The 14139-nt window shown below is 40.1% G+C and carries 14 protein-coding genes and 4 pseudogenes; 12 read left to right on the top strand and 6 right to left on the bottom strand.

What is annotated here, in order from left to right:
- Together J2S00_RS19075 and J2S00_RS19080 are read left to right on the top strand one after the other, a co-directional pair.
- Nucleotides 1-357: transposase (locus J2S00_RS19075; RefSeq protein WP_307343707.1), on the top strand; the 357-nt coding region annotated here is incomplete at its 5' end.
- A 521-nt stretch (nucleotides 358-878) separates the two neighbouring features.
- Nucleotides 879-2266: pseudogene (locus J2S00_RS19080) on the top strand (IS1182 family transposase).
- Here the strand turns inward: J2S00_RS19080 and J2S00_RS19085 are convergent.
- Nucleotides 2255-3421, bottom strand: a pseudogene (locus J2S00_RS19085) (TrkH family potassium uptake protein). The pseudogenes J2S00_RS19080 and J2S00_RS19085 overlap by 12 nt on opposite strands.
- A 70-nt stretch (nucleotides 3422-3491) precedes the next feature.
- A pseudogene (locus J2S00_RS19090) lies at nucleotides 3492-3677 on the bottom strand (IS110 family transposase); the annotation flags it as partial.
- A gap of 339 nt (nucleotides 3678-4016) precedes the next feature.
- Here J2S00_RS19090 and J2S00_RS19095 point away from each other — a divergent pair.
- A complete protein-coding gene (locus J2S00_RS19095; RefSeq protein ID WP_307343710.1) occupies nucleotides 4017-4838 on the top strand; it encodes an ATP-dependent DNA ligase in 822 nt (273 codons plus the stop codon).
- 210 nt (nucleotides 4839-5048) lie between these two features.
- Here the strand turns inward: J2S00_RS19095 and J2S00_RS19100 are convergent, their stop codons facing one another.
- Complete coding sequence (locus J2S00_RS19100; RefSeq protein ID WP_307343713.1) at nucleotides 5049-5843, bottom strand: DUF4198 domain-containing protein; 795 nt, start codon at nucleotides 5841-5843, stop codon at nucleotides 5049-5051.
- Between the two features lie 211 nt (nucleotides 5844-6054).
- Here J2S00_RS19100 and J2S00_RS19105 point away from each other — a divergent pair, with 211 nt between their 5' ends.
- Nucleotides 6055-6240: a ferritin family protein gene (locus J2S00_RS19105; protein ID WP_307343716.1), complete on the top strand. Its 186-nt coding sequence runs from the start codon at nucleotides 6055-6057 to the stop codon at nucleotides 6238-6240.
- 16 nt (nucleotides 6241-6256) lie between these two features.
- Nucleotides 6257-6457, top strand: coding sequence for a spore coat protein (locus J2S00_RS19110; protein ID WP_307343719.1), 201 nt, complete (start codon nucleotides 6257-6259; stop codon nucleotides 6455-6457).
- A 110-nt stretch (nucleotides 6458-6567) separates the two neighbouring features.
- On the opposite strand, the pseudogene J2S00_RS19115 reads toward J2S00_RS19110, so the two are convergent.
- Both J2S00_RS19115 and J2S00_RS19120 read right to left on the bottom strand, forming a co-directional pair.
- Nucleotides 6568-6832 (bottom strand): annotated as a pseudogene (locus tag J2S00_RS19115) (transposase); the annotation flags it as partial.
- 31 nt (nucleotides 6833-6863) lie between these two features.
- Nucleotides 6864-7157, bottom strand: coding sequence for a hypothetical protein (locus J2S00_RS19120; protein ID WP_307343722.1), 294 nt, complete (start codon nucleotides 7155-7157; stop codon nucleotides 6864-6866).
- Nucleotides 7158-7330: 173 nt separating this feature from the next.
- Here J2S00_RS19120 and J2S00_RS19125 point away from each other — a divergent pair, with 173 nt between their 5' ends.
- The 4 genes from J2S00_RS19125 (at nucleotide 7331) to J2S00_RS19140 (ending at nucleotide 9003) form a co-directional block, all read left to right on the top strand.
- A complete protein-coding gene (locus J2S00_RS19125) occupies nucleotides 7331-7438 on the top strand; it encodes a YjcZ family sporulation protein (RefSeq protein ID WP_307343068.1) in 108 nt (35 codons plus the stop codon).
- A 227-nt stretch (nucleotides 7439-7665) separates the two neighbouring features.
- Nucleotides 7666-8043: a YmaF family protein gene (locus J2S00_RS19130; RefSeq protein WP_307343725.1), complete on the top strand. Its 378-nt coding sequence runs from the start codon at nucleotides 7666-7668 to the stop codon at nucleotides 8041-8043.
- 179 nt (nucleotides 8044-8222) lie between these two features.
- Nucleotides 8223-8432: a helix-turn-helix domain-containing protein gene (locus tag J2S00_RS19135; protein ID WP_307343728.1), complete on the top strand. Its 210-nt coding sequence runs from the start codon at nucleotides 8223-8225 to the stop codon at nucleotides 8430-8432.
- Between the two features lie 133 nt (nucleotides 8433-8565).
- Nucleotides 8566-9003 (top strand): PepSY domain-containing protein, encoded by a 438-nt coding sequence (locus J2S00_RS19140; protein ID WP_307343730.1) that lies wholly within the window; start codon nucleotides 8566-8568, stop codon nucleotides 9001-9003.
- A gap of 395 nt (nucleotides 9004-9398) precedes the next feature.
- Here the strand turns inward: J2S00_RS19140 and hmpA are convergent, their stop codons facing one another.
- Nucleotides 9399-10613 (bottom strand): NO-inducible flavohemoprotein, encoded by a 1215-nt coding sequence (gene hmpA, locus J2S00_RS19145; RefSeq protein ID WP_307343734.1) that lies wholly within the window; start codon nucleotides 10611-10613, stop codon nucleotides 9399-9401.
- A 185-nt stretch (nucleotides 10614-10798) separates the two neighbouring features.
- On the opposite strand from hmpA, the gene J2S00_RS19150 reads away from it, so the two are divergent.
- The 3 genes from J2S00_RS19150 (at nucleotide 10799) to J2S00_RS19160 (ending at nucleotide 13529) form a co-directional block, all read left to right on the top strand.
- Complete coding sequence (locus J2S00_RS19150) at nucleotides 10799-11239, top strand: Rrf2 family transcriptional regulator (RefSeq protein WP_307343736.1); 441 nt, start codon at nucleotides 10799-10801, stop codon at nucleotides 11237-11239.
- 446 nt (nucleotides 11240-11685) lie between these two features.
- Nucleotides 11686-12507 carry a manganese catalase gene (locus J2S00_RS19155; RefSeq protein ID WP_307343739.1) on the top strand — a complete coding sequence of 274 codons (822 nt, stop codon included), beginning with the start codon at nucleotides 11686-11688 and terminating at the stop codon, nucleotides 12505-12507.
- 503 nt (nucleotides 12508-13010) lie between these two features.
- On the top strand, nucleotides 13011-13529 hold the full coding sequence (locus J2S00_RS19160) for a DUF3231 family protein (protein WP_307343742.1): 519 nt from the start codon (nucleotides 13011-13013) through the stop codon (nucleotides 13527-13529).
- Nucleotides 13530-14139 lie beyond the last annotated feature (610 nt).

A 14139-nucleotide genomic window follows, 5' to 3' on the forward strand; every position in this document is an offset into this window, starting at 1 on the left:
TTTGACTCAAAGTACCAAACATTGAAGTTTACACGTCCTAAGGAGTGCAAAGACTGTCCGCTTGCACATGATTCCCTTTGCCAAAAAGTGTATAAGATTAGAATCACAACCGACTTGCGACGATACACAGCACCGGCCCGTGGCTCAAAAGCTTGGCAGAGCATTTTTAAAGAACGTACTGCTGTAGAACGAGTGATAGGTTACCTAAAGGAATATTTTCAATTAAACAATATTCGTTATAGAACTGGTAAACGTGCAAAAGCTCATTTCGACCTGATTACCCTTGTGTACAATGCTTCAAAATTAGCTTGTGATCGTATCAATCTTGAATTACTAACTGCCCAAAGAGCCGCTTAAAACTCGCTTTTTAAAACGAGAGTCTTAGAATTGGTGCTCTTCGAGCACTTTTACGATGAGCAATTATGAAATTGATTCACTTACTTTATTTATTACCCTTATATAAATTGATCTTACCCTCTCCATAGCAAAAAGCACAAGTCACAGTAATATTTAAAATTTTGGGTCGCTGTGGTTCCCTTCCCTTGACAGCGTACACATACAACACGAATAGCCGTGTAATTTATACCCCACATCAATTGTTTTTGTTCTCATATGGGTAGTTGCTGTACTTTCCAACGCTTCGAAATGAACGTATACTTATAGATTAAGTATATTATATTATTTCATTATATTTAAATGAGTCAGGTAATTGAATCATAACGGTAATGAATACCGTGCAGCTTGTAGACAAAGTACCGAAGGTACAGAAGGTCTACAAGCTTTTTTGTTGAATATATAAAGTAGGATTATGTCTTGAGGGGGCTTACGGCATGTTATCGAAACGAAAACTCGGTATCAGTTTGAAGTAGTTTCCATTGATGATACCGAAGGATCATTTAGTTCGAAAAATCGACCAAGCTATTCAATTTTGACTTTATTTATGTGATTTGGTTACTGATTATTATTCACCAGACAATGGGCGCTCAAATATAGACTTTGTGGTGTTTATTAAAATTGCTTTAATCCAATATTTATTTGGTATTAGGTCTATGCGCCAAACGATCAAGGAGATTGAAACGAATGTGGCCTATCGATGGTTCTTAGGTTACGATTTAACGGAAAAAATTCCGCACTTCTCAACCTTTGGCAAAAATTATGTTCGTCGTTTTCAAGACACTGACCTAATATTCTATCGTATTCTGAAAGAAGCTGTAGAGCATGGCTTTGTTGATCCGGAGGTCATCTTTATCGACTCTACTCACGTTAAAGCTCATGCCAATAAAAAGAAATTTATCAAGAAGAAAGTCAGAACTGAAACCTCATGAAAGAAATTAACGAAGATCGGGTGAATCGTGGAAAAAAGCCTTTGGCTCCCAAGGCAACAACTGAAACAAAAGAAGTTAAGGAAAGTACAACGGATCCTGAGAGTGGTTATTTTGTTAAGAATGAAAGGGAAAGGTTGTTTGCTTATTCTTATCACACGGCTTGTGACAAGACTTGTGACAAGAATGGATTTGTTTTGGGAGCCGTTGTAGAGCCTAGTAACATCCACGATAGCCAGGTCTTTGCGGACCTTTTTGAAAAAATTAAAACTCAGATAGGAAAGCCTTCAGCTGTTGCTCTTGATGCAGGTTATAAAACGCTACACATTAGTAAGATGCTTATTGATGATCATATCCGTCCTGTTATGCCCTATACACGCCCCCAAACGAAAAAATGATTCTTTCGAAAACATGAATATGTTTATGATGAGTATTATGACTGTTACATTTGCCCGGCAGGGCAAACCCTTGAGTACTGTACAACCACCCGTGAAGGATATCGCCAATATAAATCTGATCCAGAGTTTTGCAAGAATTGCCCGATGCTCTCACAATGTACCCAAAGTCGAGACCATACAAAAATTATTCATCGGCATATCTGGCAGGATTATCTGGACGAGGTAGAGCATTTGGCATACCAATGAAAACAAGGAAATATACGCAATGCGCAAAGAAACAATTGAACGCGTATTTGCTGATTTAAAGGAGAAGCATGGCATGCGTTGGACTACCCTAAGGGGTAAGAAGAAAAACACGATGCAGGCGATGCTTGTTTTTGCTGCCATGAATTTGAAAAAAAGCTGGCCACGTGGAAGTGGAGAACCAACGGTTCTCTCATTTTTTTGCCTTCATTCACAACAAAACCCCTTCTGAACCTTCGGTTCAAAAGAGGTTTGTCTTCAGTCTGTGACCGGGAGATGTCTCCCGGTCTCTTAGCCAATTAAAATGTTGTCTTCCGGGTATCTAATTTTAGATCTAGCTGGTCTTAAGGCCAGGGCAAAAGCAAAGGTTAGCGGACCTAAACGTCCAATAAACATCGTGGTAATCACAATTAATTTCCCTAGCGGCGACAATTCACCTGTCACACCCATGGATAGGCCTACGGTTCCGAAAGCGGATGTTGCTTCAAATAAAATCTCCAAAAAATCATATTGAGCCGTATGTTCTGTAATGGTTAACAGTAAGCTAACCAACAATACAATGCCAAAGGAGAGAATAATAACCGCCAGCGCCTGGAAGACAAGATTGTCACTAATCCTTCTTTTAAGGACAGTCACATCCTCTTCCCCTTTGACAACACTTCTGAGTGTCATGATGAGCACAGCGAGTGTTGGTTTTAATCCCTCCCCCTGTAGAGCCTGTCGAAGCCCCAACAAACATGAGAAAAATCGTAAACAATAAACTTGTACTCATCATGGTACCCGTATCAATGGTGTTGAACCCGGCTGTACGGGGTGTGACGGCCTGAAAGAACGATGCCCACAGGCGTTCAGCCAGGGTCAAATGACCGAACGTCTGCGGGTTAAATGATTCCATGATAAAGATAACGATAAAGCCGCTTAGCGTTAAAATGGACGATGTTAAGATCACAACTTTGGAATGGAGCGTCAGTTGTCGCCACTTTCTCTTTTCATAAATGTCCACCAGCACCGTAAAGCCAAGACCGCCAATAATAAATAAAGCGGAAATGGTCAAGTTGACAACCGGATCCCCTACATATTGACTCAGACTATCGGGCCACAAAGAAAATCCAGCGTTATTAAACGCTGAAACGGAATGAAAAGCAGCTTGGTATACCGCCTCTTGATGGCAAAAATCACACCAAATGTCATAAAACCAAGTCCGCCAACTTGGATCAAGAGCATAATGACCAGCTGTCCAAAGACAGAAAAGTCGGAGCCGGTATCCAGAACAACCAGACCCGTTACACATACCGCTGAAGTTGCAGTAAATAAAGCATCCAGCCATCCTATGCTCTGGGAAGTAGCTGAAGAAATCGGTAACGCCAGAAGAACGGTACCGATTAAGATAACGGCAGCAAAACCTAATATCATGGTTTGTTGTGGACTTAAATCGTTATTAAATATACGGAAGCGCATATTTAGGCCTAACCCCTATCTAAATTCCCTGGTAAGACTTTCATCCAGAAGTTCTTGTTCTAACTTGCTGAGATCCCGGTCTTTCCATGGCCACGTGAGTGACGCCATGCGCCTTGATCCAGTCTACAAGCATAAGCAAGTCTTCAGTCATGGTAGAAAACGTGCGGATCTCCTGATGATCCGGAGTAATAATACAAGCGACGACGTTCTTCTTATGAACGTCTAATCCACAAACATGAGTATGGATAACGTCCATGTTCGTTCCCCCCATGCCTAACATGTGATAAACACAGGCTGGCGATGCAACGACCATACACGTCATTCTATCCCGCGTGCTTCCCCAGGGAGCAACAGTCTGTGGTGCACCAGGTCGTCGGGGTCTGTCTAATTAACGGGCTCATGGCACCAAGGTAAGACGACCTCGCTGGCCAGCCTAAAATTAAGTATACATGGACGAACTATTTTCATCATCTGCTGGTGCCGCTTTTGCGGCATGGAGGTCTAAGTAAATTTTACCTTTATTTCCTAGTCTAATTTACCTATCTTACCGTTTATAATTACGGTAAGGTAGGTGTAGCATATGTTCTTGGTATCTATGTTATGTGAAACTTCAGATAAACCTTTTAGTGACGATAAATATATCTTTGAGCCAAAATTTGATGGGCACAGGCTGTTAGTCTCCAAAATAGGAGATGAAGCCAAGCTCTATACCCGGCACGGTAACAATTGCACTTTTAAGTATCCAGAACTCATTAATGTTCCAGTGTTAAATGGCAAAGACATCATACTTGACGGAGAGGTTGTGGTTTTAGATAGGGAAACGGGCAAGCCTGATTTTGAACTTGTTATGAAGCGTTTTCAGGGCGGTAGCGGTCCTGTTGTGCAGTTTGTGGCATTTGATATACTCTATTATGATGGAGAGGATTTGCGCTCTCTGGATGTAATGGAAAGGAAAAAGATTTTAAGTGATGTTGTAGAAGAAAATGCCTTTTTTAGTGTAATCCGTTATGTGGAAGGTGAAGGAGAAGCTTTGTTTGAAGCTATACAGCAACATGGCTTGGAAGGTATTGTAGCCAAACTTAAGGACAGCAAGTACGAGGGTAAACGTTCAAAGGAATGGCTAAAAACGATAAACTACAAGTATGAAACAGTGGAGATAGCAGGATATCGAAAAGATGAGTTTGGTTGGTTAGCCGAAATTAATGGTCGTCCAGTTGGTGTGATTGAACTTGGTGTACCTCCAAAACATAAAAAAGCCTTTTCTGAAGTGAGTCGTCAGTTGATCGTTGAAGAAACAGAGGATATTGTTCGACTGGAACCATTGATTAAAGCTAAAGTAAAATTTAGGAACTGGACAAGGAAAGGCTTAATGAGATCGCCTGTGTTTATTGATTTTGTTACAGAAGAAACTCGATAATAAAAGCTAAGTTTAAACATAATGACAACATACAAAATATTAAGCAAAATCAAGGAGAATAAGTAACATAATCATATTCAACCTGGAGTGCCCCAGGATGCGTTTCAAGCTCAGAGGATCCCCTCCAGACAATAAAAGTTAGCTGCATAAAAATAAGTAAAGTTAATAAGTGACAGTCTTCACGTATCTGTCACTTTTTTAATCCAAACCTTATTTTTGTACAAAAAACGTCATTGTAGCTTCATAATCTTGATCATCTTGCTGATGATCCTCGGCTTTAATTTCAGCCCGAACCAAGTAATAATCGGCTTCTCCGGTTTGCCATGTGATTTTACCCTCTTGATCCGTTTGCATGCGGATATCCGACGAATCACTTCGGCGAATAACAGCGACTTCAACCCCTGATATAGGTTCTCCTTTTAAGAGGAGCTGGGCTGAGACTTCTGTACCCGGTGTGACCGCTGCCGGATTAAATAAAGGTATTAATTCAGCACGTTCAGGTGTTACTTGTTTGTCGAAGCCTTTTATTTTTTTCGCTTTTTTTAAGTTCGGGACCTTGCTTGATGCTACAAATGACTTGGCACTGCGCAAAGTCGGTTCTTCTTCATAGCCGTAAGTAAAATTTCCTTCCGCAGCAATAATGTATGCACCCTGTTCTTTGGTTTGGAAGGAGCCAGCGTAATAGTTATTCACTCCAATACGCTCTTCATCCACTTCAGCCAATTCCCCCATATAAAAAAATTGATCGGTAATATCCATTGTTTGACCGGAAGGTGTGATCACTTTTACTTGAGAGTCCTCCATTCCCCAGTTTTGATCGATCCGGTAACTGGTATGATCATTGGAATGGTTACCAAACAACAACTCGACATACACTTGTTGTCCGGTTTCAACAATGGGTGTGTTCGTCTGGGACCAGCCATTATGTGAATGGGCCAAAGCAGACGAGATCGTTCCGAGCATTATACATAATGCTAGTCCCAATCTCATGAATATTTTTCGCATGACTTGTCCTCCTCGTCATATATTCTCTTTTAAGGTTGTCATATAACTGTTGTCTTTATTCAGAAAAACAGGTTGATTAGATACTCAAAAATACCCATCTTAGTTTAAAGCTACACAAGAAAGGCGTATTTGCTGCTGAATATCTTCATACCGATTAGGAATGATAACAATATAAATGCAACCGAACTATGTCAATAAGGAGGTGAACATGGTGGCTAAGGATTACTACATCGCCCGTGATGCATACAAACTGGAGAACTTAGCTGCTAAAAAGTATCAATTCTATGCTCAAAACGCAACCAACCCCGAGGTCCAACAGCTATTTTCGCAAATCAGCCAGGTTCAACAAAAGACAGCTCAAGAGTTTCAACAAATGATGAACCAATTCCCTCAATAGAAAGGAGATCTAACATATGAAAGATACAGACATGTTGTTTGACGCTGCTGAGTTTGAAAAGCAAACTGCTAGTGCTTTCGCTATTATGGCGGCAGATGCCGGCAGTGAAGAATTGAGACAAAAATTGATTCAACATCAAAATACGTTGCAACAGCATCAGCGTCAATTCGTTCAATTGATGGCCCAACTACAAGGCGGCCAACGAAACCCTGTTTAAGCAACTCGAAACGTTTTCTGTAGTTTTAAAGGTCATGACAGCATTAGGTAAACGACTGGTCCATATAGACCAGCCACAGACTGAAGACAAACCTCTTGTGAACCGAAGGTTCAGAAGGGGTTTTGTTGTGAATGAAGACAAAAAAATAAGGGAACCGTTTGTTTTCCCTTCCATGTAGCCAATTTTTTCAAATTCATGGCAGCAAAAACAAGTATAGTATTTTTACCCCTTAGGGTGATCCAATACATGCCATGTTTTTCTTTTAGATCTGCGAATACGCCTTCAATGGTTTTCTTTCGCATTGCGTAAATCTCTTTGTTTTTTATCTGTATGATACAAATACTCTGCTTCATCCAGATAATCTTGGTAAATATGACAGTGAACTTGTTCGTCCGTCAAGATATGGCTAAAATCCACGGCGGCGACGCAATAAAGCAAGAAGTAAAAAAATAAAGAGAATTCGTCTGAAAGGGATCCTCAGGAACTGAATTTCAGTTCCAGTTTCTTTTTTAGCTATTCCATCTGCGGTTTGCGCTTTAGTTTCGGAGCTGGTAGATACGCCCCTTCCTAATGGCATGAGATCTACATAGTAAGGAGTGACCCCGCATATGGTCCCTCTTACACAGCCTCCATCCACCATTCGAATTTCTACAGGCATGCCCATATAACGTCTGGCAATGTGGTACATAGGATGTGGCATAACATTTCACCCCCTTTGTCCATTCAATGTATTGTATGACATTGAATCAAAAGGGGTATGGACATCTGAATTTGGTGATCCGTGTATTTTTGTTTGTGACGGGATGGCCGCCTTTCCTCTTTTGGCAGTGCCATAATAAAATGTTGTAGACCATCATATATGGTTAACAATCCATGAAAGGAGAGATCAGTATGGATAGCTTTGCGTTAATTGTTGTTTTGTTCGTGCTTTTAATTATTGTAGGATGTGGATGCTTCCTTGGCCGTGGGGTCGCTTATTAAAAAAACTTGGAGATCTGCCTCTTTAGGAGACTTTGTCTACAAACTGAGCCCTCACCATAGTGGTGGGGGTTTTTTTACTTGGCGGCTAGAAGCCTAAAAAACATTGGCAGGGATGGTAAAAGCTATAGGATCCAAATTTACCTCTTTTAGACAAACCCCCACCCTTTTCCGTCCTTCAAAGCATAAAGTGTATAAGTAAATTTTTTCGAAAGGGTGGATTAAAAACAATGGAAGAGGTACCTGTAACTGGATTATTGTATGATTCAGAAGCTGATGGTCCTTTACATTCGCATACCCTCTATATCACTTCATGGGATGGCAGGCCAGTTCATACCCATCAATTTAAAGGTGTAACTTCATTTGATGTAGGGCATAATCATCGATATGCAGGGACAACAGAACCGGCACCGAGTGGTATTCAGCATAGGCATCGTTATTTTACTTTTACTTCATTTGATGAAGGACACAGACATGTCATTCGGGGAGTAACAGGACCAGCGATCCCACTCCCGAATGGTGGACATTATCATGAATTTAGCGGAGTAACCACAGTTAGTGGTGCTATTCGACATACACATAGATATAGAGGGATAACAAGTCGTTAAGAGAGAAAAAGAGGAGTTGCCCCTCTTGTTGTTAATTTATTGGGCCATAGTATTGCCTCCTACCCAAGCCGGGTGGAAGGTTTATTTTTTTGTATCTACATATTACGTCATAACTAGATATGGTTCGCCGAAGGATTCGACAAAAGAAAAGCAGAATGTTTTAGGTGGAGGTGTCTCAGGTGGAAAACAAGATAAAGGAGTTGCTTGATGGACGTCCTATTACTTGGCTATTTAAAAAGACTAGTATCCATAGGAACACGGTAAAATCATACATCGATGGGAAAATCCCGACTCTAAAAAATGCGGATTTAATAGCTGATGCGTTTGGGGTAACAGTTTATGAAGTCTGGCCCAAGTTGATTAGTGTTCAATATCTTCAGGAAAAATAATGATGCATTTTATTTTGTTTATGGGGAAAATGCCTATTTTTACTTAAGGATGTGGAGGCATTATAGGTATATGCATAGAATAGAATGCCTAATCTGATCTTGATGTCTAAAAATTATGGAGAGGAGAATGATAGTGGATCAGCATTTCCAATATCCGTATTACTGCCCTATCCCACCTCAAGCTTTAAGCTTAGGCGGAGAATATCGTCCATGGGATAACAATTGGAACAATAACGATTGGAATAATAATTGGTGGAACAACAACTGGAACAATCCTGTATGGCCACCTTATTGGTATCCCACCTGGAACAACAATTGGGACAATAATTATTGGCAAAATCCTTGGTGGGACAACAACAATTGGAATAACTTTAATTCTAATATGATAACAAGGCAACGAGCAGTTGAAATTGCTTTGCAACGTATACCTGGACAGGTAATTAAAGTTGAAATGGATACGGAAAACGGACGACTGGTATATGAAGTATATATAAGAACTCCTCAGCACATATATGAGGTTAAAGTTGATGCATATGTTGGCCAAGTTCTTAAAGTGGAGATTGAAGATTAACAAAATTTCCTCGATATATTATTAAGTAGTGAAGTTAAGTCCGTATAATTGTGTAAAGACGAATCGAGTTTAAACAAAAAACAAGCCAATTTCAAATCCCTAACTCAGAATTAAGTTGACTACACAGTATTTTATGCGTGACATCCTGGATGCTGCCCCCAAGGCTTTGCAGACTGATTTAACTGAACACATCAGAGCGATTCTTCATATGCAGGCTGAATATGCCATGGCTGTCAAGGGAACGTAGAATACCAAAGCGATAGCGAGGATATGCCACGAAATGCCCTTGACAGCATAATCCTACAGACATAATGGCTATCTCGGGGGAAGGTGTCCTATAGGTCACCAATACTTTGGCACAAGGTAATTAGTTTTATTAAACAGTTACAGTCTTATTAATTTGATTTAATTTGATCAAACTTGATGGCAGGTCCGAAGAATTCGTAGTGTATTTTTTCTGCTGGAATTCCCAATTCTGTTAGGTTTGTGACCATCGCTTTCATAAATAGTGCAGGCCCGCAAATATAATAATCTGCTCCATCTTTTACGTAGTCTTTTAAGACATCTTTTGTAATATGTCCTGTAATATCTGCGTTTTCTGGTTCTATAGGTTGGTCGTAACAGAAAAGTTTGCTTGCATTCGGTAATCTCTCAACTAATTCTTCTACATCTTTCTTGAATGCATGCACCTCTTCATTTCTTGCAGCGTGTATAAATGCCACAGACCGCTCAGCATTTTCTTTTGCAATTGTGTTGAGCATGCTCATCATTGGTGTAAGTCCGACACCACCGCTTATGAAAACAACTGGTGTGGAATCTTGTACTTTTAAGAAAAAGTCACCTGCTGGAGCGCTGATTTCAATTTCATCCCCTACTTGAATATGGTCATGTAAATAATTAGATACTTTTCCTTGAGGTTTATTTGGTTCCGCTTCACGTTTTACAGAAATTCGAAAATAACCTTTTCCAGGTGCATCCGATAAACTGTATTGGCGATTTGACAAATAGGTGTCATCTGTTACTTTTACCCGTACAGTTATATATTGTCCTGGCAAATAGGGTGGTACAGGTCCTCCAGCTTTTGGTTTTAAGTAAAAGGAAGTAATAACTGAGCTTTCTTTTACTTTTTCTGCAACTACGAACGGTTTAAAATCTCTCCATCCACCTGGTTGGCTTTCTGCCTTTTTGTACAATTCCTCTTCCATATCAATAAATACTTTTGCAATAACCCAGTAAGCTTCTTCCCATGCATAAAGGAAATCATCTGTTGCAGCATCTCCAAGAACTTCTTTCATTGCAGCTAATAAATTTTCTCCGACAATTGAATAATGTTCTTTTTTTATGCCTAAACTAACATGTTTATGACAAATTTGTTTGACAGCTGGGACGATCGCGTCAAGTTGATCAATGTATTGTGCTGCTGCGTAAAGACTATTTGCTAATGCTGTTTGTTGTCTGCCTTGTTGTTGGTTAGTATGATTAAAAATATTCAATAGTTCAGGATTGTTTTTAAACATTCTTTTATAAAAGTGTTTCGTAATTTCCGTTCCTCTTGCTGCAAGTACAGGTACTGAAGATTTTACAATATCGATGGTTTTTTGAGATAACATCTTGTTCACTCCTTCGTTCAAAAAAGATGTATTTTAAATACATCTTTAAGCTAATACTTTTCAAGTGTAAAAGCAATATTTTAAATACATCTTTAAAAAAACTGTCACACTTTGTTTAACAGACGTTAAAGATTGGTATATATAATATAATATTCAATATCAATTCATTAAGGGTGAGGATTAGAATGAGGTTAACGAACTATACCGATTATTCTTTGAGGGTATTAATATATTTGGCGACCAAACAAAATGGAGAACTTTCCAATATACAGGAAATTGCTGATGTATATGGAATTTCGAAAAACCATTTAATGAAGGTGATCTACCAATTAGGAAAAAATGGCTTTATTGAAACGATTAGGGGACGGAATGGAGGGATTAGGCTTGCACAATCCCCATCTGAAATTAATATTGGAGAAGTTGTTCGCAAATCTGGGGAAGATTTTAATCTTGTTGAATGCTTTGATCAAAAGAATAATCAATGCATTATTTCACCAGTATGCAGCTTACGGCATGTATTAAATAAAGCGCTCCAAGCTTATTTACACGTACTAGATGAATACACGCTCGAAGATATTGTGAAAAACAAGCAACCGCTTTTTAAGTTATTGCATTTATCTAAGTAGAAGGCTATATAATTCAATGACAGGAAGAAGGAGAAAAAAGAACCATTACGTTTTATTGAAAAACTCTTTGTGAATTGTACTTGAGGAAGATGAGAAACTGTTTAAGACCAAATTCTCCTCATAATAGTAATGAGTAGAGCCATTTACATCATGGTTCTGCTCATTTATTTTGTTATACTACATTTAATAACTTGGGTAACTTTCTACCGGATACTGGTTATTAATTGATAGACAGAGCAATTTCCAGGCTGTACATGGCAACAAATGCCAAACCCATTAAGAAGGAAAGGCATCATCTCTATATGTGATGAGGAGAGGAATTATGAAAATCCTTTGCGGGGCTGAAGCAAGGAACCATTAATGTAATAATCCTGTCTACTTTGAGAAAAATAAAGCTAATGAAACTTTACTAAAGCCTGTTTCATATGCCAAAGGAGTGGATACGTGTGTTTTTTCATATTAAAGAGTTGCAGTATAATGCCAAGCCGGACAAGCCAGACCCTGTCTACGCTAAAAAGCTGCAGGAAATCTTGGGTGGACAATTTGGGGAGATCACAGTGGCCATGCAATATTTATTCCAAGGCTGGAATTGCAGAGCTGAAAAGAAATACAGGGATATGCTTTTAGATATAGGAACTGAAGAGTTAGCCCATGTGGAAATGCTGGCCACGATGATTGCCCAATTGCTTGATGGAGCCCCGGTTCAGCATCAAGAAGAAGCAGCTCAAAATCCAATTATAGAAGCGGCACTGGGAGGGATAAATCCCCAGCATGTTATCGTTTCGGGCTTAGGGGCCACCCCCACAGACAGTGCAGGTTATCCTTGGAATTCACGTTATACCATTGCCAGCGGCAATTTGTTAGCCGATTTTCGAGCCAATTTAAATGCCGAATCCCAAGGTCGCCTTCAAGCCGTTCGTCTATATGAATCCACAACGGATCATGGGGTTCGAGACATGTTATCGTTTCTGATAGCCAGGGACGCCATGCATCAAAATCAATGGATGGCGGCCATAGAAGAACTGGAACAAACGCAAAACCCGGTGGTCCCCAGCACGTTCCCTGCAGAGATGCAAAAACAACAAGTGGCATATTCCTTCATGAATTTTTCAAAAGGGGATGAGAGCAAACAGGGACGTTGGGCAGCAGGGAAGAGTTTTGATGGAGAAAGCCGTTTTGAGTATATTGAGAACCCGGAAGCCATGGGCCAAGCACCCCACTTAAATCCCCAACCACCCTATATTCACGGCACACCAACGCAACATTAAATACACCAGACGGTTAAAATGATAAATGGCTGTTCCATACAGGTAAAAAAGGGACAGCCATTCCTTTTGTTGAAGGTCTAGGATTAATTTGTCTAAGGCATAATCCTGAATATGATTTGTCACACTAAGAATACAATTTTAGTGTACACCCATCCTAGCTTTATAAAAAGGGTAAGCAACATTTATCTCTTAGGTTTAATGCTCTCCAAGCCGATTTTGTTCTCCCATATTTTGTGCAGTACTCGCATTGGCACCCGAGGTCTGAACATGTTGGGTTAAACTCCTTAAGGATCGGTCTTCTGCAGTTCGTAATCAAGTTCTTGTGGACTATTCACATCTTCTTGCATTCTCCGTGCCGATTGTTCGATCTCCTTGCTGTCAGCGGGTAGCCAGTAGGAAACATTTACCGCCTATACTTTCCGCGGTTATGCTCAACCCTATATAATGGGGTCAAATTATTTATGAAGGGGACCCAAACTATGTCAATTTTAAGGAGGATGTTTATGGGTGTTTTAAGTGGAAACCCCCAAGATCAACCGATGCACTACGGAGAGGTTTTCGGAACCTGGTCTTATCTGATGGCCGCGAAAGGAATAATCGCTGCTTACCAAACGTTTATGAACCATACCGGAGATGAAGAATTGCGGAGTTTTCTTAAAGACTCCATTGATGCTGCCAAACGGGAAGAGTCCCAAATCGAGGAGTTACTCAAAGCAAACGGTGTCGGGCTGCCTCCTACACCTCCTGAGCGGCCCAAAGCAGATTTGGAAAGTATTCCTGTCGGCGCTCGTTTTAATGATCCTGAAATCGCGGCAACTTTATCCAGGGATATTACCAGTGGCCTGGTAGCTTGCAGCACCATTATGGGACAAAGTATCCGGGAAGATATCGGCATGATGTTTGGCCAAATTCATGCCTCTAAAGCTCAGCTTGGCGCAAGATTGTTAAGAATGCAAAAGGAAAAAGGATGGCTGGTTCCTCCTCCTCTCCATCAACAAGTGCGAGAAACGGTTGAGGTTTAAAGGGCTAACAAACATTTGGTCTGCCTTTCTCCACGGAAGGGGTTGGAAATTACTGCCCCTTCTGTTATTTCATACTTCAACACCCATCTCAATCGCTCTTTTATTTGCTTAATCAGGACTTCCCGCAAGCGTGATGAAGTAATGTGGCATTTGGATATAGGTAACCGGGGGATTTTCTCCCGGTCTTTTTTGTGCAACAGTCTGAATATGTTATCAGATGATATATAAAACAAAAGCGAATGCTACAGGGTTAAAGCTTTGAGAGGGGGTTAGCCACCTTCATAATTTATGATGTAAGTTAATACACCTTGGGTGTCCAAGGGGGAAATTAATCAATTATTAAACTTCTTATTGATATGGCTGATATTATTGGCCAAGGTTAATGAGTGTGAAGAGAGACTTAGAGGGTTCAGGCCTATATTTTAATTATGAGGTCAGGACCCTCGTTTTTTGGTGAATTTACCTTTGTTGAAACTTCGTATGTCTCCATCTGATCAATTGGAAAAAGCTTCAAATGGTGTTAGTATAGTTTCATGGACACATTTTAGTTAAGTCCCTTACAATAAAAATTGGGAGAGGATGTGTCCAATATGAACCGTAAGAAATTCAA

Origin of the sequence: Caldalkalibacillus uzonensis (genome assembly GCF_030814135.1) — a bacterium.
In the GTDB taxonomy this organism is placed as follows: domain Bacteria; phylum Bacillota; class Bacilli; order Caldalkalibacillales; family Caldalkalibacillaceae; genus Caldalkalibacillus; species Caldalkalibacillus uzonensis.